The organism is Gemmatimonadaceae bacterium (genome assembly GCA_036003045.1).
Lineage (GTDB): Bacteria > Gemmatimonadota > Gemmatimonadetes > Gemmatimonadales > Gemmatimonadaceae > JAQBQB01.
The window spans coordinates 133,181-152,460 of the sequence record DASYSS010000028.1 but is presented as its reverse complement, the minus strand read 5'-3'; the positions used below and the strand labels follow the sequence as shown (position 1 = coordinate 152,460).

At 65.9% G+C, this 19,280-nt stretch carries 16 protein-coding genes; 12 read left to right on the top strand and 4 right to left on the bottom strand.

Features of this window, described 5'->3' with window-relative positions; all coding sequences use genetic code 11:
• The 5 genes from VGQ44_06685 to VGQ44_06665 form a co-directional block, all read left to right on the top strand.
• The coding region (locus VGQ44_06685; GenBank protein ID HEV8446485.1) for a hypothetical protein at positions 1-700 on the top strand (700 nt) is incomplete at its 5' end.
• The gene (locus tag VGQ44_06680) at positions 700-1,983 is read left to right on the top strand and encodes a hypothetical protein (GenBank protein HEV8446484.1); all 1,284 of its coding nucleotides are present in this window, start codon (positions 700-702) and stop codon (positions 1,981-1,983) included. The genes VGQ44_06685 and VGQ44_06680, both read left to right, overlap by 1 nt.
• A gap of 170 nt (positions 1,984-2,153) precedes the next feature.
• A complete protein-coding gene (locus tag VGQ44_06675; GenBank protein ID HEV8446483.1) occupies positions 2,154-2,528 on the top strand; it encodes a hypothetical protein in 375 nt (124 codons plus the stop codon).
• A gap of 37 nt (positions 2,529-2,565) precedes the next feature.
• Positions 2,566-4,146 (top strand): S41 family peptidase, encoded by a 1,581-nt coding sequence (locus VGQ44_06670; protein ID HEV8446482.1) that lies wholly within the window; start codon positions 2,566-2,568, stop codon positions 4,144-4,146.
• Between the two features lie 91 nt (positions 4,147-4,237).
• On the top strand, positions 4,238-4,936 hold the full coding sequence (locus VGQ44_06665) for a hypothetical protein (GenBank protein ID HEV8446481.1): 699 nt from the start codon (positions 4,238-4,240) through the stop codon (positions 4,934-4,936).
• Positions 4,937-4,943: 7 nt separating this feature from the next.
• On the opposite strand, the gene VGQ44_06660 is transcribed toward VGQ44_06665, so the two are convergent.
• On the bottom strand, positions 4,944-5,345 hold the full coding sequence (locus VGQ44_06660) for an RNA-binding S4 domain-containing protein (GenBank protein ID HEV8446480.1): 402 nt from the start codon (positions 5,343-5,345) through the stop codon (positions 4,944-4,946).
• Between the two features lie 27 nt (positions 5,346-5,372).
• On the opposite strand from VGQ44_06660, the gene VGQ44_06655 reads away from it, so the two are divergent.
• The 4 genes from VGQ44_06655 (at position 5,373) to VGQ44_06640 (ending at position 9,377) form a co-directional block, all read left to right on the top strand.
• On the top strand, positions 5,373-6,014 hold the full coding sequence (locus tag VGQ44_06655) for an alpha/beta hydrolase (protein HEV8446479.1): 642 nt from the start codon (positions 5,373-5,375) through the stop codon (positions 6,012-6,014).
• A 122-nt stretch (positions 6,015-6,136) separates the two neighbouring features.
• Complete coding sequence (locus VGQ44_06650; GenBank protein HEV8446478.1) at positions 6,137-6,829, top strand: TetR/AcrR family transcriptional regulator; 693 nt, start codon at positions 6,137-6,139, stop codon at positions 6,827-6,829.
• Positions 6,826-8,208, top strand: a complete 1,383-nt coding sequence (locus VGQ44_06645; GenBank protein HEV8446477.1) for a TolC family protein — start codon at positions 6,826-6,828, stop codon at positions 8,206-8,208. The genes VGQ44_06650 and VGQ44_06645 overlap by 4 nt, the downstream gene beginning before the upstream one ends.
• 23 nt (positions 8,209-8,231) lie before the next feature.
• On the top strand, positions 8,232-9,377 hold the full coding sequence (locus VGQ44_06640) for an HlyD family secretion protein (protein ID HEV8446476.1): 1,146 nt from the start codon (positions 8,232-8,234) through the stop codon (positions 9,375-9,377).
• A 13-nt stretch (positions 9,378-9,390) separates the two neighbouring features.
• On the opposite strand, the gene VGQ44_06635 is transcribed toward VGQ44_06640, so the two are convergent.
• Positions 9,391-10,503 (bottom strand): alanine racemase, encoded by a 1,113-nt coding sequence (locus tag VGQ44_06635; protein HEV8446475.1) that lies wholly within the window; start codon positions 10,501-10,503, stop codon positions 9,391-9,393.
• Between the two features lie 42 nt (positions 10,504-10,545).
• Between VGQ44_06635 and VGQ44_06630 the strand changes: the two genes are divergently transcribed.
• The 3 genes from VGQ44_06630 (at position 10,546) to VGQ44_06620 (ending at position 14,081) form a co-directional block, all read left to right on the top strand.
• Positions 10,546-10,950, top strand: a complete 405-nt coding sequence (locus VGQ44_06630) for a RidA family protein (protein ID HEV8446474.1) — start codon at positions 10,546-10,548, stop codon at positions 10,948-10,950.
• A gap of 80 nt (positions 10,951-11,030) precedes the next feature.
• On the top strand, positions 11,031-11,516 hold the full coding sequence (locus VGQ44_06625; protein HEV8446473.1) for a hypothetical protein: 486 nt from the start codon (positions 11,031-11,033) through the stop codon (positions 11,514-11,516).
• Positions 11,517-11,771: 255 nt separating this feature from the next.
• Positions 11,772-14,081, top strand: a complete 2,310-nt coding sequence (locus VGQ44_06620; protein ID HEV8446472.1) for a S9 family peptidase — start codon at positions 11,772-11,774, stop codon at positions 14,079-14,081.
• A 192-nt stretch (positions 14,082-14,273) separates the two neighbouring features.
• Here VGQ44_06620 and VGQ44_06615 read toward each other — a convergent pair whose 3' ends face one another.
• Both VGQ44_06615 and VGQ44_06610 read right to left on the bottom strand, forming a co-directional pair.
• On the bottom strand, positions 14,274-17,411 hold the full coding sequence (locus VGQ44_06615) for a hypothetical protein (protein ID HEV8446471.1): 3,138 nt from the start codon (positions 17,409-17,411) through the stop codon (positions 14,274-14,276).
• 402 nt (positions 17,412-17,813) lie between these two features.
• Positions 17,814-19,262 carry a hypothetical protein gene (locus VGQ44_06610; GenBank protein ID HEV8446470.1) on the bottom strand — a complete coding sequence of 483 codons (1,449 nt, stop codon included), beginning with the start codon at positions 19,260-19,262 and terminating at the stop codon, positions 17,814-17,816.
• Positions 19,263-19,280 lie beyond the last annotated feature (18 nt).

The window sequence follows — 19,280 nt, the reverse complement described above, 5'->3', positions numbered from 1 at the left end:
ATTGAGCGGCAGCATCGCGCACGTGACCTCTCCGGAGATCCGCGCCGGCCACGGGCTCGATCAACAGAAGTACAGTCTCGTCGCGCGATACGATTTCGACCACGACAACGGCTCGCGCCAGTACGCGCTCGTCGAGTGGGCGCACACGAACGACACCGACGATGGCGCGACGATCAACTCCCTGTACTCCGTGCTCGGCGAAGCCGCCGTCTGCCGCGCCGACGCCATTCTCGCGGCTCGGGTCGAGCGAACCGATCGCCCGGAAGAGGAGGCGACTTCCGATCCGTTTCGCACGCCGCGGCCGCCTGCCGATCTGTCGAACCTCGGCGTTTCGACCTGGACGACGCTCACGGTCGCGGTCGCGAGTCCGGCGATCAAAGCGTCGTTCATGCGCGTGCGGCCGTTCATCGAGGTGGCTCGCATCGGCGTCGCGCCGGGGAATCCGGCGGGAATCTTCAACGCCAATCTGCGCTACGGCACCGATCGTCTCTGGATGTATTCCGTGGGGGTGCGTCTCACGACCGGCATGATGAACATGCGGATGGGACGCTACGGCGCCGCGATGCCGGATGCGGTTGGAACTCTTCCGCCTCCGCCGAAGTCGGATGAGATGCCGGACATGCCTGGAATGCCCAGCATGCCGAGCGCCAAATCGACGATGCCGACGTCCATGCACATGAACATGCGTTGCCACCTGTGATGCGTTTCGCTGTCTCTCTCTCCGTCACCGCGGTCGCCGCGATCGCGGCGGCGTGCGGTGCCGACGATGCCGGACTTCCCACGCAAGTCCAGCGGCCGACCTCTTGCCCCGGGATCGACGTCGGCGCTCGACCTGCCGCGATCTCGCTGCCGGTGCAGAATCCCGCGACGATCCCCACGCTCGGCGCCGGAATCGATTCCCTCCGTTATTCCGCGGAGGTCGCCGCGCGCGGCAGCGTCGCCTACACGACCACCTGGGGATTCCGCGGCGCCAATCCGGGAAACCGGATCAACGTGTGGGACGTGAGCGGCAACGCGCCGCTACTGGTCGACACAGTCACCGTGCCCAACGCCACGACGCTCGGCGACGTCGCCGTGTCCGACGACGGGTCGTTGCTCGTCGTCGCGACCGAACGCACCGGCGGGTCGATCGTGATCTTCGATCTCACCGACCCGAAGCACCCGAAGCAAATCTCCAGGTTCTCGAACGCCGACACGGATCCCGGCGTGCACACCGCCGAAATCGGACGCGTGAACGGGGTGCTGTACGGCTTTCTCTCGATCGATCCGATCAACTCGACGCCGGCGCGCCTCGTGATCGTGGACCTGAGCAACCCGAGCGCGCCGCAGGAGATCTTCACGAAGGTCGCCGGCAATCCGTTCGTGCACGACACGTTCGTCCGCGACGGGCTGCTGTTCGTGGCGCTTTGGGACGACGGGCTGGAGATCTGGGACATCGGAGGGTGCGGAACCGGTGCGTCGCCGAGCCACCCGGTGGTACTCGGGGGCGTCAAGACATTCGGCGGCGAGGTTCACAACGCGTGGTGGTACCACGACCCGAATGGCGGAAAGCGGTTCGTGTTCGTCGGCCAGGAAGGGCCCGGAACGATCGGGTCATCGTCCAAGGGAGACGTCCACGTCGTCGACATCGGCGACCCGTCCCGGCCAAAAGAGGTCGCGTTCTACCACATCGACGGCGCCGGCACGCACAACTTCTCGGTCGACGAGGCCCGCGGCATTCTCTACGCCGCGTACTACAACGGGGGCGTTCGGGCCATCGACGTCCGCGGCGACCTCGCCGTGTGCACGCAAAGCCAGCAATTCACGACCGCAAATCCACTGCTCACCCGCTGCGATCTCAAGCTGATGGGTCGCGAGTTAGGCGTCGGCCTGCTCGATCAGGGCCGCCCGGTCTACGTCTGGGGAGTTCAGCTCCTTGATGGACGCCTGTTCGCGTCGGACATGCTGAACGGGATCTGGACGCTCGGCGCTCTGACCCGGTAGCCGAGTTCGTCGCCGGCGGCACGCGCGGAAATGTTCGCGATTCGTAAGGGACGCGGCGACAATCGCTTACGACGTGTCCAACCCTCGTCAGACCGCGGCTGAATTCGTTGACAATTTCGTCGACGAATCTTACTCTCATAGGGGCAGGACTCTCTCGCGGAGCGTGGTTGATGATGTGGTCGATCGAGCGGTTCGGACGGCGACTCTCCGTTGCGTCAGTGATGCCCTTGGCGCTGCTCATCGGCAGCGTTCACAACTCCACCGATCCGATGCGCAAGTCCGGTGGCGCGGGCGGAAACGGTGCGCCGACCAACCGGTACGCGGGCGTGCTTCCCGTACCAAGCTCATCGTCCGCGAGCGCGCAAGCTCCGAGTCGTCTCGACTCTCTGCTCGATCAGCATCACGACGCGCGCGCCGAAAGAGGTCGAGTGCTCTACGCAACCGGCCACGCGCCCAAGGGAGCGGCGACCCCCAAGAACCACCGTCGCCAGTGCTCGGACCACGTCGCGTCGGCGCGGGGTAGTAGCAACATACCGAACTCCTAAGTTCCTCCTTCCGAAGTCCCTCCTCTCCGATTTCTAGATGCCACGTTTTCGCACCGCGGCCGCGGCCACGCTGCTCGTCGTCCCGATCGTCGCCGGCGGTTTTCTCCTGCAGGAATCGCCGACCCGCGCCAACGCCCAGCTGTTCGACCAAGTCCGGTCGTTGGTCCTGAACCAGTACGTCGATTCCATCCCCGCTGGTACGACCTACGAGAAGGCCGCACGCGGTCTGGTGAAAGAGCTCAACGACCCGTACAGCGAGCTTCTTTCGCCGAAAGAGTCTGAGAGCTTCGAGCGCGCAACCGGCGGCCGTTACGGCGGCACGGGCATGTTGCTCGGCGAGCAGGCGCCTGGTGTCATCGTCGTCGACCGCGTTTTCCCAAATACGCCGGCCGAGGACGCGGGTGTCCGCGAGGGCGATCGCGTCGTCGCGGTGGACACGACGGCGACCACGAACCTGCCGATCGAAAAAGTCTCGAACCTGCTCCGCGGCGACCCGGGCTCGCAGGTGAGCGTCACCTACACGCGGCCCGCCGTCACCGAGCAGATCAAGCTCAAGTTCACGCGGCGCGTCATTCACGTTCCCGCCGTCGCGTACAGCGGGATTTTCGGCGAACACATCGGCTACATCCCGCTCCAGACGTTCAACGAGAACGCGGCCGAGGAAGTCGCCGCGGCGATCACGCAGCTGGCGGAGCAGGGCGCGACCGGCATCGTGCTCGACATGCGCGGCAACGGCGGCGGAATCGTCGACCAGGCGCTCAAGACGTCGAGCCTGTTCCTCCGCGACGGCCAGGAGATCGCGAGCGTCCGCTCGCGGAACCAGCCGACGGAGATTCTCCGTTCGGGCGGTCACCACCTCGCGCTGACGCTGCCACTCGTCGTGCTCGTCGACGAGGGCTCGGCCTCGGCGACGGAAATCGTCGCCGGCGCGCTCCAGGATCACGACCGTGCATTGGTCGTCGGCGCCACGTCGTTCGGCAAAGGGCTCGTCCAGTCGGTGTACGCGCTGAACGGCGGCTACCACCTCAAGATGACGACGGGTAAGTGGTACACGCCGAGTGGGCGCTCCATCCATCGCGATCGCCAGCTCACGATGAGCGGCTCGTTGGTCGAGGTGCATCCTGATTCGCTCAACGACTCGACCAAGAAGCCGGCCTTCAAGTCGGATGGTGGTCGCACCGTCTTCGGCGGCGGCGGCATCCATCCCGACGTGATCATCGCCGACGACACGCTGACGACCGAGGAGCGCGATTTCATCCGCGCCGCGGCGCCGCAGCGGCAGGCGATCAACACCGTGCTGCAGAACTACGCGCTCCAGCTCAAGGGCTCCGTCCAGAAGCGCGACTTCACCGCGCCGGCGACGTGGAGCACTGAGCTCATGACGCGCATGAGTGCCGCCGGCGTGAAGCTCGAGCCGAAATTTCAGACCGCGGAACGGACCTTCCTGACCCGCGATCTCGAGAACCGTGTGACCCGGCTGACCTTCGGAGATGCGGCGGCGAAAGCGCGCAACCTCAACGAAGACCATCAGCTGCTCAAGGCGATCGATCTCCTCGAGCACAGCACGACGCAGGCGCAGCTGCTGGCCGGGGCTGGATCGGGCGCTCCAGGCAAGTAACGGCCATCACGGGCCGTCGCTCGACCCCAGAGCCGATTCGCGAATCGGCGGTTCCGTCACCGGGGCCGCCGATTTGCTTTAGGTTGGAAGCGTGCCGGAACGTCCCGCGTCGTCGCCGGAGCCGCACCTCCACCATATCCGCGTCGAGCGGACGGCGAGGTACTACACCCTCGGCGGGCGCGACGACGTCCCCACGACCACGTGGTGGTTCGTGCTGCACGGCTACAGCCAGCTCGCGGGGCAGTTCATCCGTTTCTTCTCCGACCTCGCCGCCGACGATTCGCGCGTCGTCGCCCCCGAAGCGCTGAACCGCTACTACATCGTGAACCCCGAAGTCGCCCCTGTTCGCGAGCGGCCGGTTGGTGCGACGTGGATGACCCGCGAAGACCGCGAATCGGAGGTGGCCGACTACGTCGAGTATCTCGACGCCGTCTTCGATGAAGTGACCGGCGGCGGTCTCGCCGACGGCAACCACGTGAACGTCATCGGGTTCTCGCAGGGCGCGGCAACGGCGTCGCGATGGATCTCGCACGGCCGCGTTCCCGCGACGCGACTCATCCTCTGGGGCGGACTCGTGCCGCCCGACGCCGATCTGTCGCGAGGCCCGTACGCTCTGCGCGGCGTGCCGGTGACGTTCGTGCTCGGCTCGCGCGACCACTACGTGTCCGACGCGATGTTCGAGGAGGACGTCGCGCGACTGTCCCGAATCGGCATCACGCCGTCGGTCATTCGTTTCGACGGGGGCCACGCCGTGAGCCGCGCGGCGCTGCGAGAGCTCACCGGCGCGTGAACGCCGCTCAGCGGCGTTTTCGCTCGACGAACTTCGTCAGCTCGCGCCGATCCTTCTTGGTCGGGCGTCCACGATCCTCGAACACGAACGCCGCCGGCGCCATCCGCAGCTGTTCCGCGAGACGGTGCCGCGCGGCGGCGCTCGCCTCGGTCTCCTCGTACAACCCCTGGGCGACCGAGGCGGGGCCTCGACGTTCGGCGACCGCCCGCACGATGAGAATATGCTCATACGGTGCGAGTCGAACGCGGATCTCGTCACCGGGCTTGACGGATTTGGCCGGCTTGGCGCGCTCGCCGTTGACTTCGACTTTGCCGCCGCCGACCGCCTCGGTCGCCAAGGAGCGCGTCTTGAAGAACCGCGCCGCCCAGAGCCATTTGTCCACGCGGACGGAGTTGGAGTCGTCGGCCATGCTGGTCTCGGCTACATTTCCCGGTTGATGAATACTAGCGCGCAGGCCTTCGGCTACGTGCACCGGTACTTGCCGCCGAGCGGCGACGACCCGCGCACGTTGTTGTTGCTGCACGGCACAGGCGGTGATGAGAACGACCTCATCCCGCTCGGACAGATGCTCGCGCCGGACGCGGGTTTGCTGAGCCCGCGCGGCACGGTCAACGAGAACGGCGCCGCGCGCTTCTTCAAGCGGCTCGCTGAAGGCGTGTTCGACATCGACGACCTTCACGCGCGAACGAAGGACCTGATCGCATTCATCGAGGGCGCGGCCGGGCAGTACAAGTTCGATGCGAAACAGATCGTCGCGGTCGGTTTCTCGAACGGTGCCAACATCGCCGGCAGCGTCCTGCTCTCCTCGCCGTCGACGCTCAACAGCGCCGTCCTCTTCCGTCCGATGGTGCCGTTCGTACCGCAGTCGCCCGCGTCGCTCGAGGGGCATCGCGTGTTCATCGGGGCGGGGGAAACGGACACGATCGTCTCGCGCCTCCATCCCGAGCGCCTCGCGGAAATGCTCCGCGTGCTCGGCGCCGACGTGACGCTGAACTGGCAGCCGACGGGCCACTCGCTCAGCCGGGCGGACGTCTCCGCCGCCTACGATTGGCTAAATCCCGCAAAGGACACGGAATAGCTTAGTGCGCCAACCGCTTGAAACCGGGCTCTGTCCGAGTATATTACTGACGGGTCAGTAACATACTAGAAGAGCTAATCGGCTCATCGGTAAGAACTTAGGGCTGTAAGGCGGCGCCTGACGTGGAAGCATCCCGTTCGATTCAACAGCAGGAACCCCGATGGCGGCGGCTCCCGGAGGAGCGGCCGAAGCAGATTCTCGAGGCGGCTCTCGAGGTCTTCGGCGAGCGCGGACTCGCCGTGTCTCGGCTGGACGACATCGCCAAGCGAGCCGGTCTCTCCAAGGGCACGATCTACCTCTACTTCCCCAACAAGGAAGAGCTGTTTCGCGAGGTCGTGCGGAACACTGTCGTCAGCGACATCGAATCGAGCGAGCAGGAAATCAGCGCGATGGGCGGCACCGCCACCGAAGTGCTGAGCCGCTCGCTTCGCGCGTACTGGATCTTCATCCGGTCCGCGAAGTTCGCTCCGCTGTTTCGGCTGATCCACGCCGAGATCCAGAATTTCCCGGACCTCGCGCGGTTTTACGCCGAGGAGGTCGTGTCGCGCCGCCTGCGTTTGATCGCATCGATCATCGAACGCGGGGTCGAATCAGGCGAGTTTCGACGCGTCGACCCGCTGGTGGCCGCGCGTATGCTCGCCGCTCCGTTCGTCATCCACGGACTTTGGTGCACGCACCGCGACTGCTTCTCGTCCGTCGCGGCGAAGTCCGATGACGAAGTCCTCGACGAACTGATGACCTTTTATCTCCACGCGATTCGCCCGCTGCCGGCCGACGCGGTGTCCGCATCAAACGTGATTCAGTCGACTCAATGAACGTGAATTCTCCCAAAGCGATTCGGATCGGCGCGGTGTTGTCGGTGATTGCCGCGCTCGTCGCCTTTGCCGTCCGCGCGTCCGAAGCACAGACACCGACGCCACCGCCGCCGCGAAAGCTTTCGCTCGGCGAAGCCGCGCGGCTCGCCGCATCGCAGGTCGCCACGGTGATGGCGGCCCGTTTGCGCGTCGACGAAGCCAAAGCGCGCGTCACGCAGGCGCGCGCCGACTTGCTTCCGCAGATCAGCGCCTTTCCCAATTGGTCGTCGGTCACGATCAACAGCGCGAGCTTCGGCATCCATTTCCCCACGCAGCCGGGCCAAGCGCCATTGTTCGATCCCAACGGGTCGATCATCGGGCCGATCAACCTCTTCGACTTCCGCGCCGGTTTGACCCAGACATTGTGGGACCCGGCGACCAAGGCGAAGGTGGCCGCCGCGCAATCCAACGTGACCGCCGCCGGCGGGGACGTGGCTTCGGCCGAGGAGCAGGCGGCCTCGGTGGCCGCGGTGACCTACGTGCGCGCGCAGCGTGCCGAGGCGGTCGTCGGCGCGCGCGCCGCGGATTCGGTGCTGGCGACGGAGCTCGTGTCGATCGCTCGCGACCAGCTGTCCGCGGGAGTCGGGGTCGCCCTCGACGTCACCCGCGCGCAGTCGCAGTTGGCGTCGTCGCGCGCGCAGCTCATCATCGCGCGCAACGATCGTGACCGTTCGCTCCTCGAGTTGCGGCGCGCGCTCAACATCGATCTCGATACGCCGCTCCAACTCACCGATTCGCTCGAGGTGCCGGAGTCGGAGTCCATCGAGAACGAGACGGCCGCGGCGGACGTGGCAATGAAAATGCGGCCCGATGTGCGGGCTCTGGATCTCCAGTACGCGGCGGCGCAGCAGCAGTACGAAGCCATTCGTGCCGGGCGTTTGCCGTCGGTGGGCTTCTTCGGGCGGGACGGCTACAACGGTCTCACGTTGAACCATTTGCTCAACACGTACTCCTACGGCGTCCAGTTCACCTGGCCGGCGTTCGAGGGCCATCGGCGGGAGGGACAAGAAGCGGAGCAGTCGGCGGTGATTCGCGAGATCGACGCGCACCGCCGCGACCTCCGCAAGCAGGTCGCCGCGGACGTGCGCGGCGCGCTGCTCGACCTGGGTTCGGCGCGCGAGGAGATCGATGCCGCGCGCGAGAACCAGCGTCTTGCTCAACAGGAAGTCGCGCAGGCGCGCGAGCGATTCCGCGCCGGCGTGGCTGGAAATGCCGACGTCGTGACGGCGTCGTTCACGTTGAACCAGGCGCGTACCACGCTGATCGACGCGCTGAACGCATACCAAAACGCACGAGTCTCGCTGGCTCGCGCGCAAGGCGTCGTTTCGCAAATTCGCTGACTACCATTCAAAGACTTCAGACCATGGCAACAGCAGTGAAGCAGGACCCCGCGCAGCAAAAGGCGAACGACGGCAGGCCGCCGGAGCTCGACGAGGCCGAGGAGTCCGCTGGCAGCCGCCGATGGATTCTTCTGGCGCTCGTCGGAGTGCTCCTCGCCGTCGGGCTCACATGGGGATACCGCCAGTGGAGCTATGGCCGCGTCCACGAGTCGACCGACGATGCCGCCATCGACGGACACCTCGTGCCGGTGCTGGCGAAAGTCAGCGGCTACGTCCAGGCCGTTCATGCGAGCGACAACGAGCATGTGAGAGAGGACTCGCTGCTCGTGCAGATCGATCCTGAGGAGTATCGCGTGAAGGTGTCGCAGGCCGAAGCGGATCTCGCGGCGGCGCGCGCGACGGCCGGCGGCACGAACACAGGCGGTCAGGCCCGCGCTGCGGTTCAACAGGCCACGGGGCAGCGTGCCTCGCTCGACGCGCAGATCCAAGCGGCGAAGGCGAACGAGACCAAAGCGAAACAAGACCTGGCGCGCATGGAGGATCTCGCCGCGAAGCAGGTCGTGTCGAAGATGCAACTCGACGCGGCACGCGCCGCGGCGCAAGCCGCGACCGCGAACGTCGAAGCGTTACAGCAACAGACGGCCGCCGCCGGAAGCTCGATCGAGGGCGCCGAAGCCGGCGTTCGTCTCGCCGACGCGCGCCTCAAGGCCGCGCAGGCGGCGCGCGACAACGCGGCGCTCCAGCTTTCTTACACGAGCGTGAAGGCGCCCGAATCGGGGATCGTCTCGCGAAAGCAGGTCGAGCCGGGCCAGCTCGTCGAAGCCGGCCAACCGTTGCTCACGCTCGTCGCCGACACCGGAGTCTTCGTCATCGCCAATCTCAAAGAGACGCAGCTCGCCGACGTCCACGTCGGCCTGCCGGCGGAGATTCAGGTGGATGCCTACGGCGGCGCTGTGGCCAAGGGCTGTGTCGCGAGCGTGAGCGCCGCGACCGGTTCCAAGTTCGCGCTGCTTCCCCCCGACAACGCGACGGGGAACTTCACCAAGGTCGTTCAGCGAATTCCCGTGAAGCTCCGCATTCTGGAAGGCGTGGGCGCGAATCGTCCGTTGCGCCCCGGCATGTCGGTGGACGTCCACATCGACACGAAAGCCGCGCCCGTGAAGTGCTGAGCCGTACGGCGCGTCAGATCGCGATCGAGTAGCCGCGACCTCGCGCCGCCACGGGCCAAGTAGTCTCCACGTCGTTGCCGCGCGCGCCGACGACCACGTCGTTCAAGTGCACGACCACGCACACGTGATTCGGCACGACGCGCACACGCTCGCCAACCGCGGGCCGCCAGGCGGTCTTCGACAAGTCGAGTATTCCGTGTTCCTCGGACATCGACGCGACCACGACCTCTGGTCGGTCGAATAGCGCGCCAAATCCTCCCGCGGCGTCCGTCCCGCGCATCGGCTCTCGGCCGAGTGCCTTACTGCCCGCGTCGACCACGGCCTGATTGGGCACCGCCGTGCTCACCACCGTCGCCAGCACCGTGAACGCGCAGTCGTCCCAGGCGCACGCGCCGATTTCCGCGGTGGTGCGATCGTTGTACACGTAGGTGCCCGGACGAAACTCGGTGACGCCGCGAACCTCGTGCGTGTTCCACAACGTCGGCGTCGACCCCCCGCTCACGACGTCCGGGCGGAGTCCCGCACGGTCGAACGCGTCGATGATGTCGCCGACCGACTTCGACAGCGACTCGAGCTTCGCCGACTGCGGCGATCCGACCGCCTCGCGGATGTGACCCGGGTAGAACGCGATTCCCTTGAACTCGAGCGGCGGTTCGGCGCGAACCGCGCGCGCGATCGCGATCGCATCGTCGACGACCGGCACGCCGACGCGGTGCATCCCGAGATCCAGCTCCACGTACACGCAAATCGCGCGATCGGCCGCGCGCGCCGCGTCAGCGATCATTTGCACGGATTCGATGGAATCCAGCGCGACGGTAACGCGCACGTCGTCGGGCAGGGCCGCGATGCGGCCCGCGCGCGCCGATCCCACCGGCGGGAACGCCACCAGCAGGTCGCGACACACCCCGCTCATTACTTCAGCTTCGAACGGCGTGGCGCAGGTGAGTCCGACCGCTCCACGCGTCAACTGCTCCATCGCGATGCGCGGCGACTTGTGCGTCTTGATGTGCGGGCGTAGCGACAGACCGTGCTGGGTTGCATATGCGGCCGCGCGGTCGAGATTTCGGCCGAGCCGGTCGAGGTCCACCACCGGCACCGGAGTTTCGAGTTCGGAGATTGGATGCATTGCGCGGCTCGGTTACGTCGGTCAATCAACGGAGAACGATGAATGATACAGCGCGAGCGACAGTGGCAGCCCGTCCGCCTCGGTGACGACGTCCCACCGCCGGCGGGAGCATACTCACCGGCGGCCCGCGCCGGCGGCTTCGTGTTCGTGTCGGGTCAGGTGCCGCGCGATCCGGTCACGGGCAAGCTCGTCGGCGACGACGTCGAAGGGCAAACCAAGCAGGTCGTGGCGAACGTGGAGCGAGCCCTGCGCGTGGCCGGCGCCGAGTTGAGCGACGTCGTCTCGGTCATCGTTTACCTCGCTGACATCGACGACTGGGGCCGCTTCAACGAAGCGTATAAGACCTTGATGCCTCAACCGTACCCGACGCGTACCGCCCTGGGCGCCAATCTCCGCGGGATTCTCGTGGAGATGAGCGCCGTCGCGTTCGTCGGCTCCCGGGGTTAACGCCGGCATTGGTGGGGCGTCTACCGGACGAGGGGCGCGTTTCGGCGCCCCTCCGTACCCGTTTCCGGTGGAGGTCCACCGTGCAGTCCGTCCGCTCCTTGATCATCGTTGGTTCACTTTTTCTGAGCGCGGTTGCCGTCGTTCCCGCGCAGCAGCCCACTCCATCCCCGGCGCCGGGCGCCCGTCCGCGGAAGATGGCGCGCGTCCATCGTGGCAGGCAGTTCGACAAGGCGCTGTTGCGCGGCGTGACGCTCAGCGACGCCGAAAAAACCAACCTCCAGGCCGTTCGCGCGAAGTACGCCACGCAGCGGCAGACTCTCCGCACACAACTCCGGACGGACGCGCAGAGTGCGCGCGCGGCCCGGCAGCGTGGCGACACGGCCGCTCTGCGTTCCATTCGCACCAACGTGCGCTCTCAGCGTCTGGCGCTCGCGCAGGCCGAACGCAACGACATTCGCGGCGGGCTCACACCGGCCAACCAGACCAAGTTCGACGCGAACCTCAAACGAGTCGAAGCGCGCGGCGCACGAAAACCATTTCGCGCTCAGCGGCTGTCAAAGCCATAGAGACGTTTCGGGGGGCAGCGGGGCGTCGTTCGAGTGAATCGAGTGCGGGCGCGTAGGTGGACGCGCCGCCTCGTTCGCGACGGCGTGGCTGGACCAGCGCTCGGAGGCCGTTCCTCCGAGCGCTGTCGTTTTTAGCCACGGCGTTTCGCCAAGGCTCCCTCGCGTTCCTCCACTGGACCGCCCGCGAACCCGCGGTCAAGTTCAAGGTCTTCTCCCCCCCCCCCCCGCCAACAGCCTCACATCGGAGTTACATCGATGGATGCGAAGACCTTCGTGAAGCACGCCGCGTCGCTCGTCTCGTTGACGTGCGCCGTGTCCGCCGTGTCCGCCGCGGCCGCTGCGCAGGCTCCGGCGTCTCCACCGGGCGCCAAACACGGATTCACTCCGGCCGACTGGTACAAGGTCACCGCGGTCAGCACGCCGGTTCTCTCACCCGACGGCGGCAAGGTCGCCTTCACGGTCACGACCGTGCGCGAAGCCGAGAATCGCCGCCACTCCGAGATCTGGGTCGTACCGACGTCGGGCGGCGATGCGGCTCGCTACACGTCGCCGGCGTTCGAGAGCAGCGCACCACGCTTTTCCGACGACGGCAAGACTCTCTACTTCACGTCGCAGCGTCCCGGCGGCCGCGGTACGACGTGGGCTCTCCGTATGGATCAGCCGGCGGGCGAAGCGTACCAACCGACCGGCGAGCCGCAGATCCGCGCCGGATCGTCGCCGTCGGACCTGAGCTTCACGATCACGACGACCGGCGCCGGTGGGGGCCGTGGAGGCGGACGCGGAGGTCGCGGCGGCGGGCGCGGCGGCGCGGCGACCGATTCGTCGGGCGCCGACTCGGCGTCGGCGAACGATCCGTACAGCCGAATGCCGGCGATCTCGCGTCCGCCGTACAACGCCATCACGCACCCGGAAAATCCCGCGCGCTACGATGGCCGTCACGTCGTCGACATGGTCTACAAGGCAAATGGCCAGCCGCAATTCATCGCCGGTCCTCGCGCCGCTCCGGTGCGCGACACCGCACGCGCCGTACAGATCTACCTCGAGCGTCAGGGATCGCCGCGCGTCCAACTGACGAAGACCAACTATTCGCACCGCGACGCGGTCGTGTCGCCGGACGGCAAGTGGATCGCCTTCCTCGCCGACGCGAAGCTGCGTTCCGATTCGGCCGTTCGCGCGGAGACCGATTCCATCGCGAAACTGGCGCCCGATCGAAAGCGCGACGAAGCGCCGCGCAACGACAGCGAGATTTTCGTCCTTCCCGTCGACGCCTGCGAGCACCAGACCGCTGAGTGCGCGCCGCGCAAGCTGGAATACGCGGGGAACGAGACTCAAATCGTCTGGTCGCCCGACAGCAAGCGCATCGCGTTCGTCGGACAGCCGAGCCGCTACAAGAATCAGCGTCTGTTCGTCGTGAACGCCGACGGCGGCAAAGCGCAGGACATCCTCGGCTCATGGGAATACGAGCCCGGACAGATCCGGTGGCTCCAGAACGGCCAGATCTCGATGCTCACGCCGACCGGTGGAAGCATCGGCGTCTACACGATCGACCCTGCCTCACACAAGATCACGACGGTGCTCGGCGGACGCCGACAGGTGAGCGCGCTCTCGTACGACAAGCCGCAACAGCACGTCGTGTACGTCTCGACCGATCTCACGCATCCGACGGAGTTGTACATCGCGAACGCCGACGGCACGAACGAGCGGCGGATCACGTCGTTCAACGACAAGGTCAACGCGGAAGTCGTGTGGTCCGACGCCGAACGGTCTCTCGTGAAATCCGTCGGCGGGCTGGAGATCGAGTCGTGGCTCATGAAGCCGTTCGGCTACGACCCGTCGAAGAAGTATCCGCTCGTGCTGTACATCCACGGCGGCCCGCACTCGGCATACGGCGAAAGCTGGTTCGACGAATTTCAGAGTCTGGCGGGCGCGGGATTCTTCGTGCTGTTCACGAACCCGCGCGGCTCGAGCGGCACCAACAGCGAGTTCACGTACGCGAGCCGCGGCGACTGGGGCGGCAAGGATTACGAGGATCTCATGAAGGCGGTCGACGCGGTCGCCAAGCGTCCCGACGTCGACTCGACGCGCATGGGCGTGACCGGCGGCTCGTACGGCGGTTTCATGACGGCCTGGGTGACGACGAAGACGAACCGCTTCAAGGCCGCCGAGACGGACCGCATGATCAGCGAGTGGACGTTCTGGTACGGCGCGTCCGACGCGCAGGGACTCACCGAGAACGAGTTCTTCGGCCACCCGTGGGACAATCAAATTATGTACGACACGCTCTCGCCCATCCGACACGTGAAGAACGTCAAGACGCCGACGCTCCTCGTGCAGAGCGAAGAGGACTATCGCACGCCGATCGGCAACGCGGAGCTCTGGTTCATGGCACTCAAGAAGCAGAACGTGCCGGCGGAATTCGTGCGCTATCCGCGCTCGAACCACGATTTGTCGCGCACCGGCGAGCCCTGGCTGCTCGTGGATCGTCTGAGTCGTCTGCGCCAGTGGTTCACGTACTGGCTGATGGAGAAGCCCGGCGGAGCGGTGCAGGCGGGGCGAAGCCGGTAGACCGGTAGACCGGGAGGCCGGTGGGCCGGTGGGCCGGTGGGCCGGTGGGCCGGTAGACCGATAGACCGGTAAAACAAACAGCGGGAGAGGCAGATGGATGCCCTCTCCCGCTGTTTGTTTGCTCTCGCTCTTGCCTACCGGCCGATCGGCGTCTCGGCCACCGGCTACCGGCCACCGGCTACCGGCCACCGGCTACCACCCCGGCACCAGCTGGAATCCCCACACCCAGTTCTTCTGCGGCCGCTGGAACGGATGCGCGAGGTAGGCTTCCATGATCGCGTAGCCCATCAGGTTGAACCTGAACGACACGCCGGTGCTGAACACGGGAATGCGATCCGCGCACGGATAGAGCGTTCCTGACGACGTCGGCGACAGCGCGCTGGTCGTGATGCTGGTCGCGCAACTCGGAACCGTATTCGCCGATGTCGCGAGACGGAAATCCGGATTCTGCGCATTCGTGTACGCGACGCCCGCGTCGAAGAACGGAGAGACTTCGGTCGGCAGGAACGGGAAGTTCAAGAGCCCGAAGCCTTCCACGCCGAAGAGCGGAATGCGGAACTCGGCGTTCGCGACGGCGACCTTGCTTCCCAGCAGGCGGTCGAACACCGGGCAGCCCGCGGCGCCGGTCTGGGGCGACGCGTTGTTCACGACGCATTCGCTTGGCGAGAAGGAGTTGTAGCCGTAGCCGCGGACGAGGTTCTCGTCTCCAAGGTAGATGGGCCACGTGGTCGTCGGATCCTCGGCGCCGCTTCCATAGCGCCCGATCGACATACCTCGCACGGCGAATGTGAATGGCCGCGCGAAGAAGTATCGTCGCAGGTCCACTAAGCCGGATTGGTACGTCACCGAACCCGTCGTGAGCGTGTATTGAATCCGCGACCTCGATCCCTCGACCGGAGAAGTGAACGCGGCGAATGAATTGTCCGACACCAACGCAACCGACGGCTCGATGAACAACTTCGGGGTATATCCCGTGTTGAAGCTGGACTGGGTTTCGTCCACGACGTTGCCGACTCCGTCGAAGATCGTGCGGAAGATCTGGCTGTCGAACGCGAGGTGCGTGACGTTCCCCGACAGCTCGAGCCGCCTCGTCTGCGAGAACGGATACTGCGCGAAAAGGTTTGCCTGGTCGATGTAGATCCGTTGGATCAATTGGTCGACGCTGAATCCGCCCGGTCCGCCTTCAGACGCCGTGTCGACGAAGGCCGCCGTGATCGGGTAGGGGACGTGCTCGAGTCCAACGCCCCAGTTCCACCTGTTCTTGAGATTGTAGTACTGAATCGCTCCCCCGATGTCCTTCACGGTTCCATTGGCTTGAATCGCCGTGAAGATCTGACGGTCGCTCAACTGGTCGCCGAACAGCATCGACACGCCGCCGACGATGCCGGGGCCAAACGGACCGCCGGCGACCGCGCCGACACTCGGCTGGCCGATGGCGTCGAGGGAGAATGACGAGTGATAGTTCGTGATCTCGAAGTCGTTGCCTGTCGGCAGGCCCGACGTCGCGTCCGCGAGGTAGCCCATCACGAGGCTGCGCGTGATCTGCGGCGGCGGGAGCTGCGCGCCCTCGGCCACCGTGGCCGGGGTCACCGGCGTGCCCTGCGCATCCTGCAGCGACATCGAACGGATCTCGTGCCCCTGATCATAGAACGTGTTGAACAGGAGCGTTCCCGTCTTGCGTGACATCGAGATTGCCGGCGACATCGTCGTGATTCCGCTGACGCCCGTCGCGACGTGCGTGACGCGGAACACCTGCGCCGTCGCGAGGTCCAGCCGGTAGATGTCGGCGAAGCCGTCCTGGTCCGAGACGAAGAACAGATCCTTGCCGTCGGGCGAGAACTGCGGGTTGATGTGCTTTCCGCGCGCGAACGGCGAGAAGACGCTGATCCGGCCCGTCGCGAGATCGTAGGTCGCGAGCTGGAGCGGCGAGAATTTGAGCTCGTTGAAGTCGGTCTGCGGCCCACGATCGGTGGCGAACGCGATCGTCTTGCCGTCGGGCGACCACGTCGGCTGGATGTCCGCGTAGCGGTCGTTGGTGAGCTGCTTGATGGTGCCCTTGTCGAGGTCGAGCAGATAGAGATCGCTGATCCCGCCCGCCTGTCCGGAGAACGCGAGCGTCCTGCCGTCCGGCGACCACGAGACCGAGCTCACCGCGCCGATGCCCGGCAGCTTGATGCGCCGCTCGACGTTCGTCGACTTCGTGTCGAGAATGGCGATCTGCTGGTCGCCGTCGGCGTAGACGATGAACGCGAACTTGCTGTTGTCCGGCGACCAGTCGCCGGCCGAGTTCACGAAGCTGATGGCGTCGAAGTGCGGATCGCTTTGCTGGCCGCCGAGCTTCTTGATGATCTTGCCGGTCTGTGCGTCGCCCATGTAGAGGTCGATCGTGAACAGATTCCGGCTCGAGAAGAAGGCGAACAGCTTGCCGTCGGGGCTGATCGTCGGCGCGAGGTTGTAGTCGCCGCTGCGCTGGAGTCCGATCAGTTTCGTCGCGGCGCTGTCCGGATGCGTCCGCCCGGCGATCTGCGGGAGGAACATCGCTCGATTCGCCGCGGCCCAGTCCTTCGATAGCGAGTCCTGGCCTTCTCCGAGCACTCGCACCAGGGCGGCGTCCCAGCCGACGCGAAGCGCGGTGCGATACACCTCGACGATCGCGCGGTCGCCCCAACGTCCGCCGACGTAGGCCCACAACGCCTGACCGTAGCGATACGGGAAGAAGCGCGGATCCGTCGTCAGCTGCTTGATGGTCGGGAACTTGTTGCGCATCACCGCGTCGCGCATCCACATCGCCGTCAGCGGGTCCTCGCGGCCGAGCGAGAAGTACTCGGCCATTCCTTCGATCAGCCAGAGGGGCAGTGCGTCGAGGCGCATCAGCCCGCCGCCCGGAGTTCCCTCCGCGATGTTGTATTGGAAGACGTGCACCAGCTCGTGGCCGAGCACGTGGTCATTGTCCGCGTAGATGCCGTCGAACGGCATGATGACGCGCGTCCGGTTCGACTCGGTGACGCCGCCCGTGCCTTCTTCGATTTGCTCGCTGACGACGTTGGTCTGCTCGAAGTCCGGCTGGTCTGCGTAGAAGATCAGCGACTTGCGGTCGAATGCGTGGCGGAAGGTGTCGGAGTGTCGGGAGTACCAGCGCTCGGCCATCCGCGCCGCGTCCCGGACGATCGTCGATTCCGGCGGGTAGAAAAAGTTGTCGAAGTGATCCGACTTGACGATGCGCCAGTTGAAGGATTCGTACTGAACCTTGTTTCGTCCGAAGTAGTCCTGGGCCCCCGCCTGGGCCGCCACGGAGGCGAGCAACAATGCCGGCGCGACGACAGCCGACAAGGCCCGTCTTCCGCTTCCCACCGCCAAACGCAGTCGAACCATTGTAAGTCCCGCGGGCTGAGCCGCAGAAAGAGGTCGTCCCCAGCGACGGGCGACCAGTTGTCCCGAGATCACGACCTCGGGTCCTGCCACGGAGAAAGGACTACGCTACCCTGTCCGCGAGTCAAGATGCCGATGGGTTCGTTCGGTGCGGTGCTGGCCCGAGTCGTCCGAACAAAACCTATTACCGGCCACGACGTTCCCCTGAGCCAAATGACACCTCAATAGAGCATTCCCCCTGCCAGAAAAGCCGGCGCGGCGGGCTCGGTGGGGAGCGTTTGACGAACCGACTACCCGACACAAACGGCCAGAAAAAGGGGGCGGCGCGAGCCGCCCCCTTTTTCTGCCGATTCAAACGAGGAATCAGGCGTTTCGGTCGATGCAACCGCTGAAGTTCGGGTTCCCCGTGTGCTCGTCGGTGACGACGGGGAGCTGCAGATCTTTTCCAAACACGCCGCCCTTGAAGTGCGGGCCGATCGGGTAGCCGCCGGCGTCGGAACCATCCGCCTTGCGCCCGTAGTCGCGGATTAAGCGACGCAGATCACCAAGTCGGTACCCGCGGCCGAACTCCCAGAAGGCCTTCTCGCGGAAGAGCAGGTTGACGCGACCCACATCCGTCCCCGGATCAGTCAGCGCGGGCATCACGGGCGACGACCAGCCCGGATGCGTGCCGGTCGCCGTCGGGCTGGGTGCGGTAATGAGCTGCGACGATCCGCGCAGCGCGTTGAGGATCGTCAACATCCCGGCCGGGTTTCCCGCCTGCAGGGCCGCCTCGGCTTCGATCAAGCGTGCGTCGAGACCCGAGACGAGAGCGACGGCGGTCGTCTGGCCCCACAGACTGTCGACCTGAATCACGTACGTATTTCCGTCCTGCGACTTCACGCTGTCCTTGCCGTTGCTGGCGATCTTGTAATGCGCCGGCACGCGCGGGTCGTGCGCTGAAAGGAACGGAATGGCGTTCAGCACGGTGATCGACCGGTTGTTCCCCTGGACGCTGTCGCTGATGGTGTACCGGTTCTGGCTCGCCGGCTGATCCCACAGCGTGTTGTTGCCGCCGGTGAGCGACGCCGTGACGTCGTAGCGGTACGACGTCGCGATGCCGCTCACGAGCGTGGCTGCGGCCGGGGCGTTGCTCAGCCCCATCCCGAGGAGGGCCCGCGCCTTGGCGATGCGCGCGGCGCGGTTCACGGCCAGACTCGCGTTGTCCGTGCCTGAACTCATCTGCATCGCCGTATCGAACGATGCCGATGCCGCGGCAAAGACATCCTTGACCGGCAGCGGCTTCCCGAACACGGCCTGGTCGCCGGCGCCGTCGCTGAGCGGAATGCCGTTGCAGAAGTCCGACGCCAACTGCAGCTGTGCAAAACCGCGCGCGAAATACATCTCCCCGACGTCGGCGGTGGGTGTCGGTTTGTACTTCTGAAGCAGAACGACCGCTTGGTTGGCGTCGGTGATCACGCGATACAGCGCGCGCAGCTCCGTGGTGATCGTGGCGTTGTTGAGCTGGATCGATCGCTGGTCGGTCTCGTCGTTCTGCACGAACGTGGAGCTGGTCGCCCACTCGTCGACGAGCAGTCCGCCGAAGAGCCAGGTGCTCTCGCCGTCGGCCGTCGCGCTTCGCAGCCGGGCAAGCGCGCCGTTGCGCACCGCGGTGGCTCCAGCCGCCGACTGCACCGACCCGGGATCGATGATCGTCGGGTTCACGGCCTCGAGGAGATTGTCCTTGACCGTGTTGCACGCCGCGAGGACCGCGGCGGTGGCCAGAACGAGCGTCGTGGTGACCGCCGGGCCACGCTTTGATAGGATTCTCATATCAGTGTGGTCTCGAGG

Excerpts from the sequence above, each read along its gene's own strand:
- VGQ44_06635 (HEV8446475.1), bottom strand. The coding sequence starts at position 10,503 with ATGCATCCAATCTCCGAACTCGAAACTCCGGTGCCGGTGGTGGACCTC.
- VGQ44_06620 (HEV8446472.1), top strand. The coding sequence starts at position 11,772 with ATGGATGCGAAGACCTTCGTGAAGCACGCCGCGTCGCTCGTCTCGTTG.
- VGQ44_06645 (HEV8446477.1), top strand. The coding sequence starts at position 6,826 with ATGAACGTGAATTCTCCCAAAGCGATTCGGATCGGCGCGGTGTTGTCG.
- VGQ44_06655 (HEV8446479.1), top strand. The coding sequence starts at position 5,373 with ATGAATACTAGCGCGCAGGCCTTCGGCTACGTGCACCGGTACTTGCCG.
- VGQ44_06660 (HEV8446480.1), bottom strand. The coding sequence starts at position 5,345 with ATGGCCGACGACTCCAACTCCGTCCGCGTGGACAAATGGCTCTGGGCG.
- VGQ44_06630 (HEV8446474.1), top strand. The coding sequence starts at position 10,546 with ATGATACAGCGCGAGCGACAGTGGCAGCCCGTCCGCCTCGGTGACGAC.
- VGQ44_06670 (HEV8446482.1), top strand. The coding sequence starts at position 2,566 with ATGCCACGTTTTCGCACCGCGGCCGCGGCCACGCTGCTCGTCGTCCCG.
- VGQ44_06675 (HEV8446483.1), top strand. The coding sequence starts at position 2,154 with ATGATGTGGTCGATCGAGCGGTTCGGACGGCGACTCTCCGTTGCGTCA.
- VGQ44_06680 (HEV8446484.1), top strand. The coding sequence starts at position 700 with ATGCGTTTCGCTGTCTCTCTCTCCGTCACCGCGGTCGCCGCGATCGCG.
- VGQ44_06610 (HEV8446470.1), bottom strand. The coding sequence starts at position 19,262 with ATGAGAATCCTATCAAAGCGTGGCCCGGCGGTCACCACGACGCTCGTT.
- VGQ44_06640 (HEV8446476.1), top strand. The coding sequence starts at position 8,232 with ATGGCAACAGCAGTGAAGCAGGACCCCGCGCAGCAAAAGGCGAACGAC.